Source organism: Enterococcus sp. 125944, assembly GCF_051909435.1.
Classification (GTDB): domain Bacteria; phylum Bacillota; class Bacilli; order Lactobacillales; family Enterococcaceae; genus Enterococcus_D; species Enterococcus_D gallinarum.
The window spans coordinates 71,142-94,411 of sequence record NZ_JBQASY010000013.1 but is presented as its reverse complement, the minus strand read 5'-3'; the positions used below and the strand labels follow the sequence as shown (position 1 = coordinate 94,411).

Sequence of the window (23,270 nt, the reverse complement as noted above, 5' to 3'; positions counted from 1 at the left end):
TCGATCACTAGCCGATTTTTTTGTTGTCTTGGCAAAGGTCCCAGTTTGATTACAGTCGCCCTTGATCAATAGCCAATAACTGTTGAAAGTGTTGGTTTTCGACAGCTAACTCAGCAGGCGTACCGCTCATCGTTAATTCTCCATCCTCAATAAAAATGACCTGATCCATCAGTGAGATTCCTTGCAGGTGGTGGGTGATCCAAATAATCGTCTTGTCTTCCAACTCATTGAAAAAAGTTTCCAAAACAGCTTGCTCAGTGATTGGATCTAGCCCAACAGTTGGCTCGTCTAATAAAATAATCGGTGTTTTCTTCAAAAGAATTCGCGCTAATGCCAACCGATGGCGTTCACCGCCGGAAAAACGTAACCCTGCTTCATCAACCATGGTTCGCAAACCTTCTGGCAGAGCTGTCACCATCTCTGATAAGCCTACTCGTTTCAGTACGTCCCAAACTTCTTCTTCTGACGCTTCTTCATTACCAATCCGCAAATTATTTAAAATCGTTGTATGGAACAAATAAGGACTCTGGTTGATGACTCCAATCCATTCGCTAATATCTTCACCAAAACTTGCTACCGGCTCACCATTTAAGGTAATACTACCTTGGGTCGGCAATAAATCTCCCCTGAGCAAAGAAGCAAAGGTACTTTTCCCAGAACCGCTACGTCCCAATATTGCCAGTTTTTGATGCGCAGGAATCGTTAAGCTAAGATTCTTTAGTACCTCTTTTTCAGATGGATAATGGAAACTAACCTGATTCACTTCTAAATTGAACGGTGCACTTATAGCTGATGCTGTCCGTTTTTGTTCCTCTTTTTCTGGTAATGCATTAAAACGATCAATCGAATCTTTGTATATATTGGTTTCTTGTGCCGCTGAAGGCAATGGTGCGAAAGCATCTACCAAAGGAAAGACACAAAGGACAAATGCTGCGATCCAATTAGCTAAGCCACCGTGCTCGCCAGGAAATCGCTGACTTGTCCAGACAATCAACGCAACCGTAATCACCCCGAAGATCACTTGTAAAAGGAAATCTCTTTTTCGATCAAAACGATTGATTTTCTCATCAACGCTTCGTAGATTTGCCGCCAATTGCTTGTGTTCATCGACGTATTCCGCTCCTCGCTGTGAAAATACCCAGTCAGAAACTCCTAGCACATTATCAGTCAACGTTGTATATAATTGATTCTTCATTTGTTTTTGCTTTTCTTGACGAGCGCCATTGATCACAACGGACCAGAGCGGCAGCACAAACACATTTATTCCCAACAACAGCAACATTACCAATGCAAATCCTAACGAAAAGTACCCTAATCCGATAATCAGAAAAGTATACAATAACCAAGCAATCACCGTAGGGAAAATCGTTCGCAGATATAAGTTTTGGATATGGTTGATATCTTCTGCTAATAATCCTAAAATATCGCCAGTTCGATGGGTCTGCTTAAAGAAAACGGCATCTTTTTCGACAACATTGTATAGTTTTAGGCGTAGGTTCGATGTCATTCGCAACACCCAATTATGACTTGTCAGTCGTTCAACATAACGAAAAACTGGTCGGCCGATCCCGAATGCTCGGGTCAGAACGATTGGAATGTATACTAACAAAATATTCTCTGGAATTGAGGCAGAGCGGCTAATCAGATAGCCAGAATTAAACATTAACGCGCCTCCGCAAAAGAATGTCATAAATCCTAAAAACAGCGCTGCTGCAAGAACCTTTTTGTACTTTGAAAGAAAGGGTTTGACCCAGGTATCTGTTTTTAGCGAACGCCAGAGACCGATTTTATTCAAGTTGTTCCCTCCTCATCCCATTGACTAACGCAACGAAAGCGCCATTCTTTGCTTGCAGTTCTGCCAATGTCCCTCGCTCAACAATTCTGCCTTGATCCATTACTAGGATTTGATCCATCTCTTCCATCCAGTGCAAGCGATGTGTCGCAAAGAAGACTAGATGGTTCTCCATCAACGGAAGCATCCGTTCTTTCAATTCTACTTCTGTTTCAATATCTAAATGGGCAGTTGGCTCATCAAATAATAAAATTTTTCGATGCTGGTCTAAGAAAGCACGAGCCAACGCAATTCGTTGCGCCTGTCCACCGCTTAGATGGCGTTCCCCTTCACCTAGCATTGTATCGATTCCTTGCGGCAATTCTTGAACTAATTTCGTTAAACCTGCAACTTCGATTGCTTGCCACACTTGTTCTTCAGTAGCATTTGGCTGATAGAAAGCCACATTTTCTCGCAAAGTCATCCGATAGATATAGGGGTTTTGGGGAATATAAACTAGTTGCTGCTGCCAATCCGACTGTCTTAATGCAGTCATTTTTTGGCCATCAAAAGTAATTTCGCCTTCTTTCGGAATCAAAAAGCCGCTTAAGTTATTGATCAGCGTTGATTTTCCAGAGCCACTCATCCCAATGATCCCAATTTTTTGAAATCCTTGGACCTCCAATGCAATATCTTTCAAAACAGACTTTTCTCCATAATCAAAAGATAACGAATGAATCGATAGTTCCGAATCAGCTTGCCATTGAGGTAAACTTACTGGATCAATGGCTGCTTCTGGCTCAGATAAAATCGTAGATACAGCGGTCATTGCATTTTTCCCATCTAAAGTCGCATGGTAATCACTTGAAAAATCGCGAATTGGTAAAAAATACTCCGGAGATAAAATCAAAATCGTTAGTGCTGGAAATAACAAGATTTCTTCATTGATCAAACGCAGCCCCAGTAAAACCGCAACCACAGCGATGGACAATGTTGTGAAAAAATCCAATGCAAAAGTGGAAAGAATTCCGACTCTCAACGATCCCATCGTTGCTTTACGAAAACGTTCGCTAGAAGCGAAGATACTTTTTCCATATTTTTTGCTGATCCCAAAAAGTTTCAAGGTGTCGATTCCACGTAATGAATCAATAAAGTGGTTGGACAATAATTGAAATGTGCGGTATTGTTTTTCAGCTTTACTTTGGGCGGCATAGCCTAGGATGATCATAAAAATAATGATCAGTGGAAAAACCAGCAATAAAACCAGACCTGAGATCCAATCCAAGTAAAATACTAAAGCCAAAATCACCCAAGGAATGATCGACATGTTCATAATTTTTGCCAATATTAGTTGTAAATAGTTTTCTACCTGACTAATGCCTTCCAATACCATCGTTGTAATGTTTCCGGTACCTTGTTGCTGAACGATTTGTGGTCCTACACGAAAAATCTTTTCTAGCAGTTGATTACGTAATTCAGTAGCTTGCTGGTAACTATAGCTGTCTAATTTCTTTGTCCGAAAATAAACAATGGCCTGGCGACCTAAAAACGAACAAAAGAACAGTAGAATCCAGCCCCACTGCTCTTCTAACGATTGTCCTTCCCATAATCCAGTGATCCCACTAGCAAGACCATAGGCTTGTCCAATGATGAAGAGAGCTTGCAGGAAAGAAAGTCCTGCAAGCAATCCCATTAACCGTTTCATTCCGGGAAGCTCTATGATTTGTTTGTCGATCATTAATAACCCTCCGTCAGCTCAGTATGACTAATTCGTTTACGGAAAATATAGTAGGTCCATGCTGTATAAGCCAAAACAAACGGCAAGATTGTCAGTGATAAATAACTCATGATCTTCAATGTGTAGTGACTAGAGGAAGCTTCTGCAATCAACAAATCATAACTAGGGTCGATTGAGCTAATCAATACTCGTGGGAACAAACCAGAGAACAACAATCCGACTAGCGCCACCATGGTCAAACCACTAGCAATAAATGCCACCATTTCTTTCCCTTTAAATACAGAGATATTCGCTATCAGCGTCAAAGCCACAATCACAATCAGCAAAAGAAGCGTCGAAGCAAAATGTTTTTCAAAGAAATCTGTTTTGAAATAAAGTAGCGCGGCAAACGCCACCAAACCAAAATATAGCACACCATAAAAGGCACTCGCATAATTTCGGGCACGGTCACGAATCGGACCAGTAGTTTTTAGTGCAATATAATTCAATCCATGTAAGTAGCAAAGCAAAGTTAGGGCAATCCCGCCAACTACAGAGAAGAGATTGACGTAGTCACCGAAGTGCGCGGACATATTTCCCTCTGCATCAATTGGCATGCCTTGGACCATACTTGTAAACAAGAGTCCGAACATAAAAGGCACCAATGTACTGCCAATGGTTAATGTCCAATTCCACATATTTTTACGGTCTTCAGGCATTTTTGCCCGAAACTCAAAGGAAACACCGCGTATAATCAATCCGACTAGTATCAATAACAAAATCAAATAATAACCACTGAACAAAGAGGCATACCAGTAAGGGAAAGAAGCAAACATCGCGCCACCTGCGGTAATCAACCAAACTTCATTCCCGTCCCACACTGGTCCGATCGTATGCACGATCTGATCTTTTTCCTGTTCATTATGGGTCAATGTCTGGACAGACATCCCCACACCAAAGTCAAATCCTTCTAAAAAGAAGAAGCCGGCAAACAAAATGCCAATCAATACATACCACATTAGTTGCAATCCGGTCATCCTTCAAACGCCTCCTTATCAAATGGATCTTCTTCTGCTTCGTGCAGCGTTCCTTCCATCTGGTTGTTTTCAGGACCATGTCCTAACTCTCGCCGAATCAAATAAACCATTGTTAATGCCAAACCAGAGAAAAGAACAAAGTAAACAATATTTGAGATAACAAGCGAAGTTGCCGATACATTTGGCGAAACACTATCTTCAATCGTAAATAGACCATAGACTGTCCATGGGTAGCGACCCAATTCCGTAATCAGCCACCCTGCTGTATTTGCAATGAATGGGGTAAATAATGTTATAGCCACTACCCAAAGCATCCAACGTTTCTCAAATAGCGAAGGCTTCTTCTTACGCGTAAAGAATAACCCCAATGAAGAAACCAACAACATCAATGCACCGAAACCTGCCATGATCCGGAAGCTCCAAAACAATGTGTTGACCGGAGGAAAATAGTTCCGATCTCCGTAACGTTCGATCAAATCTTGATTCACTGTGTTCATTCCATCAATCGAACCAGATGGTTCGTTAAATGCAAGGATACTCAACATATAAGGAATCTCAACACCAAAAACCCGTTTGTGTTCTCGTTCATTTGCCCATGCAACTACAGTCCATGCCGCAGGATCTCCGGTATCTTCATACGTACCTTCCATTGCTGCAAATTTCATTGGTTGTTCTTCAACCAAATACTTCATTTGTTCGTCACCTGCGATCAACACCGTAATTGAACCAAACAAAGCTACTGCAAAACCGATCCGCATTGATTTTTTGAAAAAATCACGGTCAACTTTCTTGTCTTTTTTCAACAATTGGAAAGCTGACATTCCTGCAATCAGAATTCCTCCCATGGCAATTGCTGCAGTAATAACATGAAGGAACTCATACCAGACTTGCGGGTTAGCTAACAGGGCTCCGAAGTCAGTCATCTCAGCACGACCATTGTTCAATGTGTATCCAACTGGATGTTGCATAAAACTATTGGCAGCTAAAATCCAGAAAGCAGAGAGCATCGAGCCAATAGTAACTAACCAAAAGAACGTCATATGCAGTTTAGGGCTGACTTTATCCCATGTGAAAATCCACAATCCTAAGAAAGTTGATTCCAAAAAGAAGGCTAGCAATGCTTCTAACGCCAAAGGAGCACCAAAAATATCCCCAACAAAACGAGAATAATCAGACCAGTTCATTCCAAATTGAAATTCTTGAATGATCCCAGTTACCACTCCTACCACAAAACTTAATAGAAAAATATTTCCCCAGAACTTTGTCATTCGGCGATATTTTTCATCTTTTTTGATCACATAAAGTGTCTCCATGATTGCAACAACGACACCAGTTCCGATCGAAAACGGTACAAAGAAAAAGTGAAAAATCGTCGTCATCGCGAACTGGATTCGTGCTAATGTTACAATATCCATTTTACATCCCCCTATTTCTAAAAAAATACATTAAAATTATTCTAAATAAAGAAAAATTCCAAATACGAATATACTCCTCTCTTAAGTAAAAAAGAAGCAACTTGCCTACTATTTTTATTTTTTAATCGCTTACTCTCCATTCTTTAAAATTGAAACGTTTTCACAAGCAAAATGCTCTACATTTCTATGTTTTAATCTTATCACCATCATATGGTAAAGACCAATTATTCGAATAGATGAGGGGAAACAATTTTTCATACTCCGTTCTCTTACTTCTTTAATCGGCTCGAAATAATTTTTATTAATCCAAACGTTCTAAGAGAAACTCATCCGCTTCACAAAATAGAGTCGCTATTTTCGAAAATATTGCATTTGATGTAACTATCTTCTGTAAAAATGCTTCACGTGAAACATTTCAGAAGAAAACCACAACGCCCTTCTAAATTTGCAAAATTTTCCATATCATCAAAAATATGTTGGTCCCCTTTTAGTTGGAAAGAAAGAGTCAGCCATTCTTGAAAAATTTATTTGAAAATTTAGTTTTATTCCGCTTACCAAGTGCAATTATTAAAGTTTTTCTGATTAAAATTTTTATGATGTGTTATCTATTATTTTTAGATTTTTTACTCTATTCAGACAATCTATTTTTTCAGCAAAATAACCGCACAACGATAATCCGTGTTGTGCGGCTATAAAAAAACGAGTATTAATCTTACGCTAAATATTCTCCATTTGAAGCAATCACTTGTTTATACCAATCGAAGGATTTTTTCTTTAATCGATCCATTGTGCCATTACCTTCATCATCAAAGTCCACGTAGATAAAGCCATAGCGTTTGCTCATTTCTCCGGTTGACGCGCTAACGAGGTCAATACATCCCCATGGTGTATATCCCATCAGGTCAACACCATCTTCAATCGCTTCACCCATTGCTTCGATATGACGACGTAAGTAATCAATTCGGTAATCGTCTTCGATTTTGCCATCTTCACTAATAGTATCGATAGCTCCTAAACCATTTTCCACGATAAATAATGGTTTCTGGTACCGATCATACAATTCATTCAACGCAATGCGCAGTCCTTCTGGATCGATTTGCCAGCCCCATTCACTTGCTTCCAAGAATGGATTGCGGACACCACCCAACAAGTTACCTTGTACTTCATCAGCTTCTTCTGTTGTGATATCCACTGCAGAAGACATGTAATAGCTAAATCCAATATAATCGACGGTATACTTAGCAATCAATGCTAAATCTTCTTCGGTAATATCAAGATCTTCCTTCTTGACCCCATGCTCTTTATACAAGCGATCAGTAAATGCTGGATATTTCCCACGTACTTGCACGTCGGCACAGTAGTAGTTGAAGGCTTGGTTATGGATCATTGTTGCTACTTGGTTGACTGGGTTTGCATCAATGCTATAGGTCGTTGCATAAATGATCATGCAACCAATTTGTAACTCAGGATTCAATTCATGCCCAATTTTGACTGCTTTACTGCTGGCAACAAATTGGTTGTGCCACGCTTGGATCACGTTTGTAAAGTCGCTAGCACCCGTACTGTTGACCATTCCTTGGCTCAATGCGGAGAAATGGAAAGCTGAATTGATTTCATTGAAAGTCATCCAGTATTTGACTTTACTATGGAAACGTTCCAAAACGACTTTTGCAAAACGCTCATAGAAATCGATTAATGCTCGATTTTTCCAGCCACCGTATTCTTTGGCTAAATGCAAGGGCATTTCATAGTGGGAGATCGTAACCACTGGCTCGATCCCGTATTTCAAACATTCATCAATCAACGCATCGTAAAATGCTAACCCAGCTTCGTTCGGTGTCGTTTCATCACCTTTTGGAAAAATACGTGTCCAAGCGATTGAAAAACGATAGCTCTTGAAGCCCATTTCCGCAAACAACGCAATGTCTTCTTTGAAACGGTCATAATGGTCGATCCCGCGATGATTTGGGTAGGTGTATTTGTCCTCATCGATCGTCCAATCAAACGTATCACTGCCTAAAATCGCTAAACGCTGTTTGCCGCCAGGCATTGCATCCGCCACTGACAAGCCTTTGCCATCGCGATTGAACGCCCCTTCTAATTGATTCGCTGCGGTCGCGCCGCCCCATAAGAAATTTTCTGGAAATTTTGCCATTTGCTCGTTCTCCTTTGCCTAATTTATTTTAACAAAGTCATATGTTTGCAAGTAACTGAAACAATAACTTTGCTGCTTAACATTCTAAGAAATACCCGAAAAAAATAAAAAACCTAAATAAGAGCCGCTACAAAGAGCGTTTTCTCATTTAGGTTTTGCCTGATCGAGTCAGTAACAATCCAACTTGGGTTTTTCTGTTTTTACTATAGCATTAAGCAGTCAGATTGTCATCATAAAATCGGTTTCTTTTAGACTGTTTCTCCCGTTGCATCGATACTTTCTGTTTGGGGGTGTCCCTCAGCTTGCGCAGCTTCTGCTTCTGTTTTTAATTTTCCTTTATCTAATATTTTGACAAAAGGAATGTACAACAGGCAGCCTGCCAAAACGCAAACGACTTGTAGAATTGCGACCTGCCAGCCGCCGGCTAGAAACCCATTTAGAAAAATCGGTGTGCCAAAAGGAACTTGTACGCCACTAAGTCGTGGGACGATCCCACTCCAGATCGCTAGGTACGCCACAAGCACTTGAACCAATGGTGTTAATATGAACGGAATCGCCATGATTGGATTCAAAATCAGCGGTAAGCCAAAAATCACCGGCTCATTAATGGTGAACAATCCAGGAACGGCACTCAGGTTAGCAACTGTCCGTGATTGTTTTGATTTCGCCAACAGCAAAATAACGATAATCAATGATAACGTTCCCCCAGCCCCACCAATACCAGCAAACAAATCATAAAATGACTTGCTCAAAATATTCGGCAGCTCGGAACGAGCAACGCCGCTAGCTAAAGCATCCATATTTTCCACATCCATTGGTAAGTATAAAGCGGTGACAAAGCTACCCACCACCAACGAACCATGGATACCGAAGAACCATAGCACCATTTGGATCAGTACAATAAATAACAATGAACCTACACTAGAAGACAAGCTTTGCAGCGGCATTGCCAAGATTTGATAGATGAAATCTGAGAATGAGCCATAAGAAGTAAAACTGAATGCCCAGCTAATGACGATCGCGGTAAACCCAGAAATAATTGCGGGAATCAAACCGGCGAAGGTATCCGTCACAAATTGCGGCACACCTGCCGGCATTTTGATGGCGATATTTTTTTCTAAAATAAAGCAGTACAAACGAGCAAAGACTATGCCGCAGATCATAGCGGTAAACAAGCCTTGAGCGCCGAGTTTACTCATGTCGAGGGTCGTTGTTTCCTCCAAGGTGACCATTGGCGTCATCATCAAAAAGGCAAACAACGAAACGATGCCGGCAGGGACCGCCGACTGCTTAAATTCTGTCGCTAAACGGTGACCGACCAGAAAGGAAGCGTACACTGAGATAACCCCAACGGTCATACTGTAACCGACGGAAAAATAACCGCCAATATTGATAGAGTTGATAAAATCTGTCCACCCTTGAATCGGCAAAACTGCTAACAACAAGGCGATCGAGCCAATGATGTTGATCGGAAGCGTCGCCATCAACCCGTTTGAAATTGCCTTTAAATACCGATTGTTGGAGATTTTATCTGCAAATACTAATACCTTATCCATATATTTATCCATTTTCTTTTCACTCCTTTATTTGGATAACGAACAATACGTCTTCGTGACAATTGTGGGGATGGAAAACAGTGATACCATTGGTAACTGTCAGTTTTGGTTTCAAGAAACGATTGCTGTTCAAATCGATCAATGTGACGGTCGCTGTAGAAAGATCTCCTTGCAGGCGAACTGTTGTATTGCTTGGCAAGTAAAGCAAGGCATCATTCCTTCCTGCGATAGCTGCCATACGAATCTGTTCATCTGCATCGATCAAGCGCTCTTGGCAAGGCACAAGCTCCTGAATATTTAATAATTCAAATAATTGCTTGATAAAGCCATAGTCATCTGCCCCAGGAAAAGACAAAGCTTCTGGCCAAATCATCGGACGGTCAAACGCTTCCCCGATTTCTTCCGCAAAGGTCGCCGTCGGGGTTTGCCAACTCCAGATGCCGTGGGCACCGTACGTGATCCCAGCCGAGCCGCCGGCTAACAATGATTGCCATGCTGCTTTGCGGACATCTTTTTGGCCAAATCGGCCGTATACGTGGCGGGCATAGCCCATTTGTTCATAACAAGGTTCTGAGTTGATGATCGGCAGCTGCGGTTCTCGTTGATAAAAACGCTCTGCCAAATAATAAGGCATATTCAAAAAGGCGCTGTTATGACCTGATTGGTATAAAAATAAGTCCAAACGTTCGACGATAGGTTCAGGGATTTCTTCAAAACGTCCCTTGATATGAATAGTTTTCAGGGTATTGGGCGAATGCTTTTCAAAGAAAGCAAAGGCTTCTAGATACGTATCGATGGTTGGCTGTGTTGGGAAATCCGTATCGCCACCAATAAAGTAGATCGGATGGAAGGCATCAAAAGTCGTAATCACTTTTTGATAGTAGGCCTGGCGGCAATCCTCCGGCAACACGTTGCGTTCTTTGTCCAACTGGCTAGCCCACGTGCCGGCGACATAGTTTGACCACAAGACGACCAACGCTAAAGTAAAGCCTTTCTCATCGGCAACTTTACAAAGACTCTGAGCCCGTTCGAAATAGGTATCCTCCCAAACTGTAAAATCAAAGACGCCCGCATCAACGGGAAACGGCAAGCAGTCAAATTGACCACGGCTGCGATCCCATTGCGGTAACACATTGATTTGAAGGGTATTGAAGCCCTGCTCTTTGCGTTTGTCTAAGTAGGTGATCCAGTCATTTTCTTGAATACTAGTAAAGGCACTCCAGCAAGTATCGGCTAAATAAAAGAAATGCTGTCCGTCTCGCAATAAGGTGCGCTGGTTTTGACTTACGTTGATTTTCACGGTGGTGCTCTCCTTTCATCGGCACAAGTTGTGCACCGGCGGTTATTAATCAATATAACTGCTGAGCCAGCCTTCGCACAGCTCAAACCATTTGGCGACATGGGCATTGAGGTGACTTGGCTTGCGTGCCGTTGTTCGATCCGCTAATGCCATTCCGTGTTCGCCTTTTTCAAAAATATGCAGTTCAAATGGAATTTCTGCTTCTCTTAATTTGACCGCCAACTTCAACGAGTGCGCCACATCGACTAAGACGTCTTCCGTCGTATGCCAGAGAAACATCGGAGGTGTCCACTGATCGACATGATGCAAAATGTTCATGGATTGAATGGCTTCTTCCGTGGGTTGTTTACTCCCAAAAAAGCGTTCGTTGGCAGTTAAAGGTGCTTCGATCAGACTAGCGGCAAAGCCTAGCTCATCGATTGGGAAGGCATGCTCTTGATAAACCAATGGGTAGCCGGCGATCGCCAAATTCACTTTCAGTAAGTCACTGCTAACGCCCAACGCTTCTGCCAGCTCAGCATCGTGCCAGCGCGTCGCTAACTGCAACGCTAGATGTCCGCCTGCTGAAAAACCGCAAACGATGATTTGCTCCTCATCCACCAACCATTCTTGAGCATGCTCACGAATGATCTTGACGGTTTGGGCGGCTTCCATCAAGGCATTGTGGGGAACGTTTTTCACTTGGTCACCGGTGGTGTACCATAAAACAACGCTATTTAGCCCGATACTATTGAATTTCAAGGCAATGACTTCCGCCTCTCGATCACTGGTAAATGCGTAGCCGCCGCCTGGACAGACGATCACTAGCGGTCGTTTCTTGCCGACATTGTACTCTTTGGATTGGTGCAATAAATAGGTATCCACGTAAGCCGTTTGATTCAATTGGATTCGTTGGGTTTCCATATAGCTCCTCCTTTATCCTTCTATAAAAGCAACTGACTTCTCAATGAACCGTTTCCATTTTTCATATTTCAAACGGATCACGGCCTGTTCGGCTTGCGGAACGATCGTGGTTTGCTGAATAGCTGGTTCATTCATAGTTGGATTGGCAACACGCATTGTGCCGATGGCTGAAAATTCTTCGACTTCGCTGACGATGACGGGTTTATTGATCAAAGTCGCCAATAAGCTCATCAAGGCGCGGTTTTTCGAAACACCGCCATCGATCATAACCTGATTGATCAGTCGTTCAGCGACTTCTTCCATCACATCGATCACTGCTTTGATTTGAAAAATGATGCTTTCTAAAACGGCTTTCAATAGCTCATGAGTCGTCGTCGTACGTTTCATGCCGACAAAGCTAGCGGTCATCGTATTATCCCAAAAAGGGGCGCCCATTCCTTGCAATGCTGGGATAAAATAGATGTCTTCTTGACTGTCATTGGTCAGCACTTCTCGACAGATCTCAGCTACATCTGGCAGCGGAGCCACTTGCTCACTGAACCAGTTGATGGCGTCACCACAGGAACGGATGATGCCTTCTAGCGCAAATGCTGTTTCTTGGCTAGTTTGCCAGCCGACCGTCGTCAAAATGCGGCGATCCCGCAACGTCTGCTCCTGCTGCACTTGCATCATGATCGAACAACCGGTACCCATCGTGATTTTTACATCCCCAAGGCTTTGACAACCTTCCCCGAATAATGCCGCTTGTGAATCCGCTAAGATCCCTTTGATAGGGATTCCGTGATAGCTACCGAAAACCGTATCAGCAGGTTTGATCACTGGCAAGTCTGCTAAATGGATGCCAAAAAGTTTGACGAGTTCTGCATCCCAACGGCCCTCTTCAATATTGTAAAACAATGTTCGGCAAGCGTTGCTGGCTTCTGTCGCAAATACTGTCCCTTGCGTTAAATTCCACAACAGCCAACTGTCCATCGTACCGATCGCCAATTCGCCAGTCCCCGACTTTTCCTTGATGGCCGATAATTCTTGGGCCAGCCATTTAACTTTGGTGCCGGAAAAATACGGGTCTAAGCGCAAACCGGTCTTTTGATTGATCGTCTTTTCCCAGCCCTGTGCCGTCAATTCTTCACAAATCGCGGCGCTGCGGTTGCATTGCCACACGATCGCATTGTACAGGGGATTGCCGGTCAATCGATCCCAAGCAACGATCGTTTCCCGCTGATTGGTCAATGACAAGGAAACGATTTGATCTGCAGTGATCGCTTGTTCTTGAAACACTTGTGCCAGCAATTCTTGGACATTTTGCCAAATCTCGAGGGGATCATGTTCGACCCACCCGACTTTTGGATAAATTTGGCGATGTTTTTTATCGTAACGCTGCACGATTTTCCCTTCTTGAAACAGTAAGAGCTTGGTACCGGATGTACTCTGATCTAAAACAAGCTGATAGGTCTTGTCCATCTTAAGCTCCTAGAAACGCAACCGCTGTTTTCGCTATGGAGGCACCATCTAATCCATAATGGGCAAACAGTTCTGACGAAGAACCAGTAATCAAGGCTTCATCCGGAAAAGCAATGATTTTTTGTCGAATGCTCGTTTCTTCTGCCAGTGTTTCCGCCACGGCAGCTCCTAAGCCGTTGTATAGGCTATGTTCTTCCACAGTGATCACGGTGCCCGTCTCTTTCGCCACTCGTTTGACCGCTTCGGCATCAAACGGTTTCAAGGAATGGACGTTTAAGACGGTGGCAGTAATGCCTTGTTTTTCCAGCAGCTCAGCAGCATCCAACGCTTGGCGCACGGTTTCGCCGGTAGCGATCAATGCGACATCTTGGCCGCTTCTCAGTTCAATCGCTTTGCCGATCTCAAAAGAATAATCTGCAGAATCATAACAATCTTCAACAGGATTGCGACCGAGACGGATATAGGCTGGTTCATTTGATGCCGCTAAGGCTTTAAACATTTGGATCGTTTCAAAGCGATCTGCTGGCAACAGCACTTGCAAATTAGGGATCGCTCGTGCCACTGCGATGTCTTGCAAGGAATGATGACTCATGCCTAATGCCCCATAACTGACACCGCCGCTGATGCCTACGAGTTTGACATTTTTATTCGAATACGCGACATCGACTTTGATCTGTTCGATACTGCGCATGCTGAGAAAACAAGCCGGGGATGCAACGAAGGGGCGTTTGCCCATATGGGCTAAGCCGGCCGCAATACTGACGATGTTTTGCTCTGCGATCCCTACTTCCACCAATTGTGTCGGTAATTCCTTGGCAAAAGGTGCTAACGAAGCGGAACCACGAGAATCACTGGTCAACACCGTGATAGCAGGATTCTTTTTTCCTTCTTCGATCAATACGTCGCACATCGCTTGGCGATTGGCAATATTATTTTTTCCCATGAGTCAAAACCTCCATTTGCTGATCAAGTTCGGCAATGGCTTGTGCAAGCTCTTCTGCCGTTGGCACTTTATGATGCCATTGCGCTTGATTTTCGGCTGCGGAATAGCCTTTGCCTTTGATGGTTTTAGCAATGATCAGCTTTGGTTGATTGGGCTGATGCGGTTTTTCTAATGCAGCCACCAAGGCAGCCATGTCATTGCCATCAACGATATGCACATCCCAACCAAAGGCACGCCATTTTTCATCTAGCGGCTCCACTGCCATCACATCTTCCGAGGCTCCAGTGATCTGCAAGCCGTTGCGATCAATGATGGCGGTCAAATTATCTAGCTGGTAGTTGGCAGCCGCCATGGCTCCTTCCCATACCGAGCCTTCTGCTAATTCGCCATCTCCCAACAACGTATAAGTTTGATACGTGCGATGATCCAGTTTGCCAGCCAAGGCGATCCCTACTGCGACGGGTAAACCGTGACCTAGCGAACCAGTATTCATCTCAACACCAGCTACTTTATTGTTTGGATGACCGATCAATCGTGAACCAAATTGCGAAAAGGTAGCTAATTCTTCTTTCGGCAAAAAGCCTTTGACCGCTAAAACGGCCCATAGTACTTCTGCAGCATGTCCTTTACTTTGGATATACTGGTCACGATCATGCTTTTGAGGATCTTTCGCATCTACATTCATTATCTGATAATACAGGGCCACTAAAATATCGGTACAAGAAAGATCCGAACCAGTATGACCCGTTTTTGCCTGATAGATCAGCTCTAACACGGATTTTCGAATCGTTAAAGCCTTCATTTCCAGCTCGTTTATTTCCATGATTGATCCCCTCTCAAGTATGCTTTGACGTCTTCTTCGATTGGATCATAAAAATCTGGCTGTACGCCGATGTATTTGCACGCTTCGTACAAGATAGGCACCACATTTTTTCTGACCGCTGCAACATGATGAATATAAGGTCCTTCAACGAGTTTGAATTCCAAGCGATTCAAATTCGCAAATTCCAGATAGAGATAGGTCCCTTGATTGTACGGCCCATCGATGCCTTTACCGGTTCCCATCAGCAGCGAATACTCGCCATTGTCCCCATCAAAGCGACACAGCGTATACTCGTCTTTGATTGCCCGAAAAGCGACTGATCCTGGATAGTCAAAAACAAAATGCCGTTGCGGCAAGATCGGTTTGGTCTCTGCGGTGGAATAAGCAAAAACCCCTAAGTGCTGCAGCAATTCGCCATTCTCGTTTTCTGGATGGCGGCAGTTGACATCCGCAAAGATCGCACGGTGTTCCCCTAACGAAGCGGCTTCGACCAACAGTTCCGAGATTGCCCCATGAACATCCGTCTCACAGACAAAAGGCAGACCTTCTTCTTGTAAAAGCGACAGGGAGGCATACGGTAAAATACCGATTTCGTCTTGTAAGGCTGTCCAACACTGGATGACCCCTGCATTGCAGCCGTAGCTTTCACATAAGTTTTGCAAGGCCACTTTAAGGGCTGCCACCATCTCCAAATCTTTCGCCGAAATTTGTACTTCCGTATTGGTTTCGAAATAATCAATGACTGCTTGCAATTTATCTGGCTGCTGTTCTTTGACTTTCTTGATTTCTTGCACCACTTCTTGGATCGGTACTGGTGATAGCGAGATATTGAAACGCTCCAATAGTTCGCCTTCGTTGCAGATCACAGTCCAAAAATCAAAAGGGCGTGGGCCAACTTGCAAGATTCGTGTTTGTTTGAAGGTCTTGACGACATTGCAGACTTTGATAAAGTCTTGCAATCCGCGGGCAAATTCCGGTGAATCAATATCAGAATTTTTGACATAGGTGAAAGGTACCTTGAAACGGCGTAAGACTTTCCCGATAGCGAAAAGACCGCATTGCGTATCCCGCAAACGTGAACCGTCGGCGGCTGGCGTCTCATCTTTGGGTCCCCATAATAAGACGGGAACATCTAGTTTTTTGGCTAAACGAGCACAGGCGTATTCCGTACCAAAGTTTTCATTGGCTAGAAAAAGACCGTCGATTTTTGCTGCTTTGAATTTTTCGGCGATTTTTTCAACCCCTTCATCATCGTATAGCAAGCCGTCTTCGTTGATATCTAAAATATCTACATAATCAATAGCGAGTTCGTCCATTTTTTGTCGTGTCAGATTGGCGTACTCAATGGCTGCTGCTGCACTAAACAAATTTCTTCTAGTCGGGGCGAACCCGATGGTTACTTTATCCATAAAACCACCCTTTGCGTTTTAGTATATTTAGCTAAATTTTTATTTCTTCGACGATTCGTGCAACATTTTTGCTCAGAAATTCCTCATCCGTCAGTAAAACGATTTTTTTATCAGGAAAGGCTGCGGCGACTTTCGCTTGATTGAAGCGGGTTTGAGGAGCTAAAATCAAAAAATCATAGTCATTCCCCACCATAAATATTTCTGAAAAAGGCGCGGAATTGACTTGGTAATGCTGATCATCCGCTAGTTGTTCTTTGAGCGCTTTGACGAGCAGTGCGCTGGAGAGCCCAGTTGCACAAAAGAGACCGATCTGTGTCATCTATTCACTTCCTCAAAATGTAATCCCTTACTTTTTACACCTTAAATATAGCACAAGCTAAATATTTTGCAATAGTTTTAGATAAATATTTTTGTTAAATAACTAAAAAAGGACAAAACGCTTGCTAAACGTTTTGTCCTTTTTCTTATTTTTCATATTATTTTTCTTCTTAATTGATGCTTTCGCGTTCGACGATCGTCGTGGCGACCAGCATTTTCAGATGGTTTTCATCTTCACTCGTGATTTTCTCGATCAAGCGTCGCACGGCTTGGCGACCAAGGTACACTTTATCTACTTTGACGGTGGTCAGCGGTGGGTTGCAAAATTCCGCCAAAGGAATATCATCGAACCCAACAATGGTCATCGGATGATCGGGAAACACTTCGCGAATGGCTTTCATGGCACCGATGGCGATATTGTCATTGACCGCAAAAAAGGCGCTTGGTAACGGTCGCTGATCGGCACGCAAGGATTCCAAATAGACCTTCATGTCTTGATAGGAGCCTTCCAAGGTGGGTTCTACTAAGGCTTCCGTCTCTTCATAATGGATCAGATCATGCTCTTGGATCGCTTGAATAAACCCTTGCTTGCGTTCACGGAAGTTGTTGATTTGAAAGGTTGAATTGATGATACCGATGTCTCGGTGGCCTTTTTCGATCATCTTTTCAACGATCTCATAGGCGCTGTCACGATTATTGATGGCGACAAAATCAAAGTCCTGCGAATTAAAAATCGTATCTAAAATCACTAAGGGTACTTCCAAATGACGGAAGACTGCTAAATCTTGTTTTTCCAATTCCGTTCCTAACAATAGCAAACCATCTGCTAATTCTGGACGGATCTTTTCAATCGGGTCTTCTTCTGGTGCCAGTGTGATATGGGAAATGACCAGTTCATAGCCTAACGTACTGCACTCCATTTCGATTCCTCGGATCAATTCAGAAAAGAAAGGCGTATCCCCTACGACATTTCCTTGTTTGTTCATTATGACAAATTTGATTTTTTGACTTTCCGTTTTTTTAATTTCTCGCTGATCAAAATACCCCATCTCACGAGCGATCTTCAAGATCGCTTGCCGTTTTTGTTCACTGATCCCCTTCCGATTGTTGATCGCATTAGAGACTGTTCCGCTGGAAACGCCAGCTTTTCGGGCAATATCAGAGATCACAACTTTCATTTGCTCACCGCTTTCTGCTTCTCATTCTGTTAAAAGTATAGCAAAAGAATTGTTTTTTTACTACCAAAAAAGCTAAAACAAACTAAAATTTTTAGTTTGTTTTAGCTTCTACTTTGATTAGTTACTTTGTTCCGCCAAAATGCAGAAGGACAATGGGTCGATGGTTATCCTTGGCGCTGCTACGCCGCGAGAAGCGATCCCAGCTCCTTTGGGGTCAGCAACGAGGTGCCATGTGGCATTTTCTGTTGTCGTCGGTAAGTCAAAAGACCAGCTTTCTTCCGTGCTGTTGAGTAAAACGAACAAGGAACGCCATGGATGCTGTTTGTCACGATTGGGTACTTGATACGCCAAGCGATTTTCATCCTTTGTCTCATAAAAGACCATGCTTTCAGCTGTCCGAATAGTGGCATCTCTTAATGGAGGATAGAATTTACGGATCTGCCACATACCTTGATAAAATGACCGCAACTCATTAAAAGTTTGTGCGCGTTTCCAGTCTAGCTGATTAATTTCTATCGGTGAACGGAAAGAATTTTCGTCTCCTTGTTTGGTACGGCCAAACTCTTCGCCTGCTTGGGTCAATACTGCTCCTTGGCTAGTAAACAAAATGGCTGCTGCTAGTTTGTTGCGGGCTAAAAGCTCAGGATCAAAATCATAATTTCTTTCCTTCGCTGAAGCCTGCATGGTTGCCACCAGTTTGTCCCATAAGGTCAAATTATCATGGACTGAAGCATAGGCGATCACTTGGCGGGGAGATTTTGCCCAGCGCTCGGCGCCTTCTTGTCCAGCAACTTTCGTATTTCCTTGAATCGCCGTTGCCAAATTTGCCGCATAAAAGGTTTGCTTGACTTGCGGTTGACCATTCATTCCTTGAATAAACGCTCCGTCTGTTTCTTCAAAGACATCACCTTTGATACTGTCTCTTAAATCATTGCTAAAAACCGCAACGCCTTCTGACAGTGCCCAGACATTACTTTTATTCGCTGGGATGTTTGGCTGGATGATACGATTGCTGCCGGCATCCCATGGTTCTCCGTATAGAATAACATGAGAGAAACCTTCCGAATCCAGGCTTGCACGCAGTTGATTCATCGTCTCCACATCGATCAGTCCCATCAAATCAAAACGAAATCCATCAATTTTGTACTCCTTAGCCCAATAAAGGATTGAATCAATAATAAACTTGCGCATCATTTTACGTTCTGAGGCAATTTCATTGCCACAGGCAGAGCCATCAGCGAAATTTCCTTCTTCATCCTGACGGTAGTAATAGTTTGGCACAGTCTTATTAAACCAAGAAGATTCTGTGACTGCAGTGTGATTAAAAACGACATCCATTACTACACCAATAGATTCCTCATGGAGAGACTGAATCATTTGTTTGCATTCCCGAATGCGGGCTTTGGGATCCTTCGGGTCTGAAGAATACTTTCCTTCTGGAACGTTATAATTCTTAGGATCATATCCCCAGTTGTAGGCTGTAGACAGCTCGTCATTATCAAAATCAAAGATTGGCAACAGATGAACATAGTTAATCCCCTGTTCTTTCAAATAGGCGAGCCCTGTTGGCTGCCTTTCATCTCCTTCAAGATGCGTATTCTTTTCAGTAAACGCTAGATATTTTCCACGATTTTTTTCTGAGATGCCGCTAGTTTTAGAACTACTGAAATCTTCCACATGTAATTCCCAAATGTAAGCGTCTGTAATCGTATCTTGGCCAACACATTCTGTCTGCGACCATCCCTCAGGATCCGTTTCTTTTAAATCAACGATAGCCCCACGATCCCCATTGAGACCGACAGCTTTCGCATAAAGATCAACCACTTCAACCTTCTCTTGTCCTCGCTGGATTTCAAACGTATAGAACATTTCTTTGACTTCATCCGTAACTGTGACCTTCCAACAATTATTTTCTTGCTTCATTGGAACTGTCATCACACGATCCTTGTCTTTAACCTCTCCGCTTTGATAAATAATGACTGAAACTGCATCAGCCTCTGGTGTCCAGCATTTAAAGGTTATCGCATGCTCTTGAAAGGTTACGCCAAGGTCGTTTCCTTGGTAAGTATGCTCTTCCAAAAAACAGATTCGCTGATCGATTTGAGCTTTTTTATCTGAATAATTATCTGTTTGACCCATCAAGATTCCTCCATCACTTGTTTCTTTTTAGTCATAAAACACCTTACTTTTTGCTAATTCTACCTTCTCATATTTCTTGAAAATTGCCAACAATAAACCCATACTATTCGTTTACAAGAAAATGAATGAGCCAAGAATTTTTATAAAGCAAGAAGCCTATCAAGTAATGAAAAAAATCAAAAAACAGTTTATCGTTATTTTAAAAACCAGCTTCGATGACTGATTGTGGTAATATTTCTCGATAAATATACATAGGATCAATCAGTGTACGATAAAAATAGTCTTTAATATCTTGTAAAAATTCTTCTATTGCTTGCATATTCTCTCCCCGTACATAAGTAAGAACGAGACCAGAAAAGAAAATCAAACTTTCATTATGCAATTTTTCAATGTCTTCGCAATTTGCTTTTTGATATACTTCGGATTCAGCCATTGTCTCTATAAACAATGACAATGATTGATCTCTTAAATAGGAACCACACCCTATATCATTCAAAAATAACGCAAAAAATAAGTTCCTATTTTGGCTGGCAAACAAATAATAGTTAAGCCAAAACGTATACAATGGATCATCCTCTATCTCCTTTTTCAAAGAAAGCTCGTGAATCTCTGCCAAAACATCATCAATCATTGCCTGTTTATAATTTTGCATATTCGAAAATTGCAAATAGATCGGTTGTGTAGAAATCTTTGCATATTTCGCAATTTTTCTAACAGTGATGGGAGTATACAAATATTCTTCTAAATGACTGCGTAACCTATTGATTAAATATTTCTTTGTGATTGTTTGTTTTCTCATTATTAACTCCTTTCCTGATAAACACACACTCTCTTACTAACTTCTTTCGTAGCTGGACTGAGTATCGTGTGTTTTTTATCAAGCAACTTTTCCAACAGCAATTACCTAACACAACAACTATACGTTTGTCTAAAATCCTAACAACTTTTTATTAGTAATACTTTACCAAAAGAATCTAATATAAAATAATCAATATTTTCACCGTACGATGAATTTTAAGTAAGGAAAAATGACTGGAAGCAAAAAAAATAGGAACAACCTGGAAGTTACTACGTCTTGAGACTGATTTCCACAAATCGACTTGCAAAACTATACTATGTTTTATATAGTATTATGTATAAGGTGGTGTAGTCATTGGATAGTCAACTGAAAAAAGGGATTATCGAATTCTGTGTGTTAGCTTTTTTACAAAGAGGAGACTCTTATGGATATGAAATCGTTAAAAATATTTCTCCTCTATTGCCAATCTCTGAATCAACTTTATACCCTATCTTGAAACGCTTAGAGGCAAATAAAAAAGTTTCGACTTATTCAAAAGAACATAATGGCCGGCTGAGAAAATATTATCAAATCACTGCTCATGGTCAAAATAGTATCCATGAATTTTTGACTATTGATTGGCCTCATTTAGAAAAAATTCATCATTATATTAAAGGAGACGACTGACATGGATCGCATAACATTTATTAAAAGTTTAGCAGCTGAATTAGCCTATAAGACCAAACCAAGTGAGATTCATCATCTTATTGATTATTATGATGAAATGATCCAAGATTTGATGGAAGAGAGACTCTCTGAAGTTGAAGCTGTAGCCAGATTAGGGACTCCTCAAAGTATTGCTCAAAGTGCATTAGGTGCCGAAGAAATTGTCGTAAAAGTTCCTAGGCGTTTTCATCCATTCTTATTAGTGATAATTTTTCTAGGATTTCCTCTATGGGGAAGCTTACTGTTAACCGTTCTATTGTTGATGCTTAGTGGTTTGATAGTTATTTGGTGCCTTCCATTCAGTACAAGTGTTATTGGCATAACTTCACTGATTGGCGGCATTGCAAGTGTTGTTTTAAGCCCTTTACTACTATCTCAAGGTCTTCACTTTTCTATCACCCAGCTAGGTCTAGGCGTCACGATGTTCGGAATAGGGTTAGTATGTATGATCTTTACTTATATGCTTAGTAAACCCATCTTAGGTTGGACGCAACAGTTTATTCATTTGCCTAAAGCGTTATACAAAAACTTTCAAAAGCAGGTGGTAAGATGATCAAAATAAATAAACGTTTGCTACTAATGATAGGCGGGGCATTCATTTTTCTAGGGCTATTCATTTGTTTTTTAGGGTATGCATCATCAGGTTTTTCTCCTGAAGCATACATCGTATCTGACCGTCCTTGGTACCAACTTTTCAATTTTTTTACAGATTAAAATATGTTCAAAGCAATGATTTCACCGAGCAATGAAATTGTTGAACTATACTTTTCTTCCTATGCATACTATTATGTAAGTACATCCTGTATCCTATTTTATAGGGTAAACAAGAAACGCCATACCATCCTATGGTGTTTTTTGTTTGTTATTTAACAAATATATTTAGATAAAAAGCCACTTCTGAGTTCAACCTCAGAAGTGGCCCTTTGTATAAATTCTATTGAGTTTCTTGTACCGTACCTATGGGAAATAATTTTCTAAATAATCGTCGTACAATTGGTCCGGCAATCAATAATTGTAACGGTAAAGCAACAACTACATTCTTACCAATATTAGATAACCATGTCATTAATAGTCCTTGATTTACATTCGGATGCATTACAGCACCAAAAAGTGACATAAAGAAAACCATGCCAGCAATCATCATTGATGAGATTAGACCAATCTTTTTCCAAGCTGGGGTATCTTTTTCAATAAAACGGAAAGCAAATGCTTTCGCAGGACCTGAGACAATAAACCAATCTAAAATAAACGCAATACATATAGCAAATGGCAGTTCATTCCAAGCCAATTGAAAAGCTATTGCAGTAATTCCCACCTCATACATTAAATTGTAGACACTCATGAAGTACACCATAAAAAAACACATAAATGTCGTATAGATCAAACTTTCTTTTTTGTTAATCGGCATTTAAAACTTCCTTTCTTTTTTACATACTTGATTATTCTAACAAAATAAAAATTTTGGTGTAAGGATTTTTTTGAAAAGTTTCAAATAAAATTCAGTTTTATTTTTCAAACATTTCTATTGACTCTTCAAAAAGAAGTCAGTACAATAGCTTTTAGATTAAATCGTACAGATAACAAGCAGTAATGCTTGTCGAGAGAGAGGCGGTTTCTATTTATTTAGAAACTGGCTCTTTT

General features: G+C 41.7%; 20 protein-coding genes. 3 read left to right on the top strand and 17 right to left on the bottom strand.

Features of this window, described 5'->3' with window-relative positions; translation table 11 throughout:
- Window positions 1–49: 49 nt before the first annotated feature.
- From cydC to ACTFWY_RS11935, 16 genes are all read right to left on the bottom strand, one after another.
- Complete coding sequence (gene cydC / locus ACTFWY_RS12010; RefSeq protein WP_029487346.1) at window positions 50–1,795, bottom strand: thiol reductant ABC exporter subunit CydC; 1,746 nt, start codon at window positions 1,793–1,795, stop codon at window positions 50–52.
- Window positions 1,788–3,509 (bottom strand): thiol reductant ABC exporter subunit CydD, encoded by a 1,722-nt coding sequence (gene cydD / locus ACTFWY_RS12005; RefSeq protein WP_003129002.1) that lies wholly within the window; start codon window positions 3,507–3,509, stop codon window positions 1,788–1,790. The genes cydC and cydD overlap by 8 nt, the downstream gene beginning before the upstream one ends.
- Window positions 3,509–4,525, bottom strand: a complete 1,017-nt coding sequence (gene cydB / locus ACTFWY_RS12000; protein ID WP_003129001.1) for a cytochrome d ubiquinol oxidase subunit II — start codon at window positions 4,523–4,525, stop codon at window positions 3,509–3,511. The genes cydD and cydB overlap by 1 nt, the downstream gene beginning before the upstream one ends.
- Complete coding sequence (locus ACTFWY_RS11995) at window positions 4,522–5,940, bottom strand: cytochrome ubiquinol oxidase subunit I (RefSeq protein ID WP_003129000.1); 1,419 nt, start codon at window positions 5,938–5,940, stop codon at window positions 4,522–4,524. The genes cydB and ACTFWY_RS11995 overlap by 4 nt, the downstream gene beginning before the upstream one ends.
- Before the next feature lie 712 nt (window positions 5,941–6,652).
- Window positions 6,653–8,095 carry a glycoside hydrolase family 1 protein gene (locus ACTFWY_RS11990; RefSeq protein WP_423121567.1) on the bottom strand — a complete coding sequence of 481 codons (1,443 nt, stop codon included), beginning with the start codon at window positions 8,093–8,095 and terminating at the stop codon, window positions 6,653–6,655.
- A 248-nt stretch (window positions 8,096–8,343) separates the two neighbouring features.
- Window positions 8,344–9,663 (bottom strand): PTS sugar transporter subunit IIC, encoded by a 1,320-nt coding sequence (locus ACTFWY_RS11985; RefSeq protein ID WP_423121568.1) that lies wholly within the window; start codon window positions 9,661–9,663, stop codon window positions 8,344–8,346.
- 7 nt (window positions 9,664–9,670) lie between these two features.
- Complete coding sequence (locus tag ACTFWY_RS11980) at window positions 9,671–10,951, bottom strand: apiosidase-like domain-containing protein (protein ID WP_423121569.1); 1,281 nt, start codon at window positions 10,949–10,951, stop codon at window positions 9,671–9,673.
- A 45-nt stretch (window positions 10,952–10,996) separates the two neighbouring features.
- Entirely contained in the window at window positions 10,997–11,854 is an 858-nt protein-coding gene (locus ACTFWY_RS11975; RefSeq protein WP_423121570.1) for an alpha/beta hydrolase, read from the bottom strand.
- A 12-nt stretch (window positions 11,855–11,866) separates the two neighbouring features.
- A complete protein-coding gene (locus ACTFWY_RS11970; RefSeq protein WP_423121571.1) occupies window positions 11,867–13,315 on the bottom strand; it encodes an FGGY-family carbohydrate kinase in 1,449 nt (482 codons plus the stop codon).
- 1 nt (window position 13,316) lies between these two features.
- Window positions 13,317–14,258 carry a transketolase family protein gene (locus ACTFWY_RS11965; RefSeq protein ID WP_060813719.1) on the bottom strand — a complete coding sequence of 314 codons (942 nt, stop codon included), beginning with the start codon at window positions 14,256–14,258 and terminating at the stop codon, window positions 13,317–13,319.
- On the bottom strand, window positions 14,245–15,081 hold the full coding sequence (locus ACTFWY_RS11960; protein ID WP_439926929.1) for a transketolase: 837 nt from the start codon (window positions 15,079–15,081) through the stop codon (window positions 14,245–14,247). The genes ACTFWY_RS11965 and ACTFWY_RS11960 overlap by 14 nt, the downstream gene beginning before the upstream one ends.
- A complete protein-coding gene (locus ACTFWY_RS11955; protein ID WP_169042711.1) occupies window positions 15,072–16,490 on the bottom strand; it encodes an L-fucose/L-arabinose isomerase family protein in 1,419 nt (472 codons plus the stop codon). Before ACTFWY_RS11955 ends, ACTFWY_RS11960 begins: the two co-directional genes overlap by 10 nt.
- Window positions 16,491–16,521: 31 nt before the next feature.
- Window positions 16,522–16,809 carry a PTS Lactose/Cellobiose specific IIB subunit gene (locus ACTFWY_RS11950; protein WP_016608966.1) on the bottom strand — a complete coding sequence of 96 codons (288 nt, stop codon included), beginning with the start codon at window positions 16,807–16,809 and terminating at the stop codon, window positions 16,522–16,524.
- A 169-nt stretch (window positions 16,810–16,978) separates the two neighbouring features.
- Window positions 16,979–17,986: a LacI family DNA-binding transcriptional regulator gene (locus ACTFWY_RS11945; protein WP_423121573.1), complete on the bottom strand. Its 1,008-nt coding sequence runs from the start codon at window positions 17,984–17,986 to the stop codon at window positions 16,979–16,981.
- A 117-nt stretch (window positions 17,987–18,103) separates the two neighbouring features.
- Window positions 18,104–20,125 (bottom strand): type I pullulanase, encoded by a 2,022-nt coding sequence (gene pulA, locus ACTFWY_RS11940; protein ID WP_423121574.1) that lies wholly within the window; start codon window positions 20,123–20,125, stop codon window positions 18,104–18,106.
- Between the two features lie 199 nt (window positions 20,126–20,324).
- Window positions 20,325–20,924 (bottom strand): TetR/AcrR family transcriptional regulator, encoded by a 600-nt coding sequence (locus tag ACTFWY_RS11935; RefSeq protein ID WP_003128997.1) that lies wholly within the window; start codon window positions 20,922–20,924, stop codon window positions 20,325–20,327.
- Between the two features lie 354 nt (window positions 20,925–21,278).
- Between ACTFWY_RS11935 and ACTFWY_RS11930 the strand changes: the two genes are divergently transcribed.
- Genes ACTFWY_RS11930 through ACTFWY_RS11920 form a run of 3 tightly spaced genes read left to right on the top strand, consistent with a single transcriptional unit; the run spans window position 21,279 to window position 22,343 of the window.
- Window positions 21,279–21,590, top strand: a complete 312-nt coding sequence (locus tag ACTFWY_RS11930) for a PadR family transcriptional regulator (RefSeq protein WP_176333088.1) — start codon at window positions 21,279–21,281, stop codon at window positions 21,588–21,590.
- A gap of 1 nt (window position 21,591) precedes the next feature.
- Entirely contained in the window at window positions 21,592–22,182 is a 591-nt protein-coding gene (locus ACTFWY_RS11925) for a DUF1700 domain-containing protein (RefSeq protein ID WP_423121575.1), read from the top strand.
- A complete protein-coding gene (locus tag ACTFWY_RS11920; RefSeq protein WP_005473033.1) occupies window positions 22,179–22,343 on the top strand; it encodes a hypothetical protein in 165 nt (54 codons plus the stop codon). Before ACTFWY_RS11925 ends, ACTFWY_RS11920 begins: the two co-directional genes overlap by 4 nt.
- 220 nt (window positions 22,344–22,563) lie before the next feature.
- Here ACTFWY_RS11920 and ACTFWY_RS11915 read toward each other — a convergent pair whose 3' ends face one another.
- Window positions 22,564–23,037, bottom strand: a complete 474-nt coding sequence (locus ACTFWY_RS11915) for a DUF2798 domain-containing protein (protein ID WP_103300712.1) — start codon at window positions 23,035–23,037, stop codon at window positions 22,564–22,566.
- Window positions 23,038–23,270 lie beyond the last annotated feature (233 nt).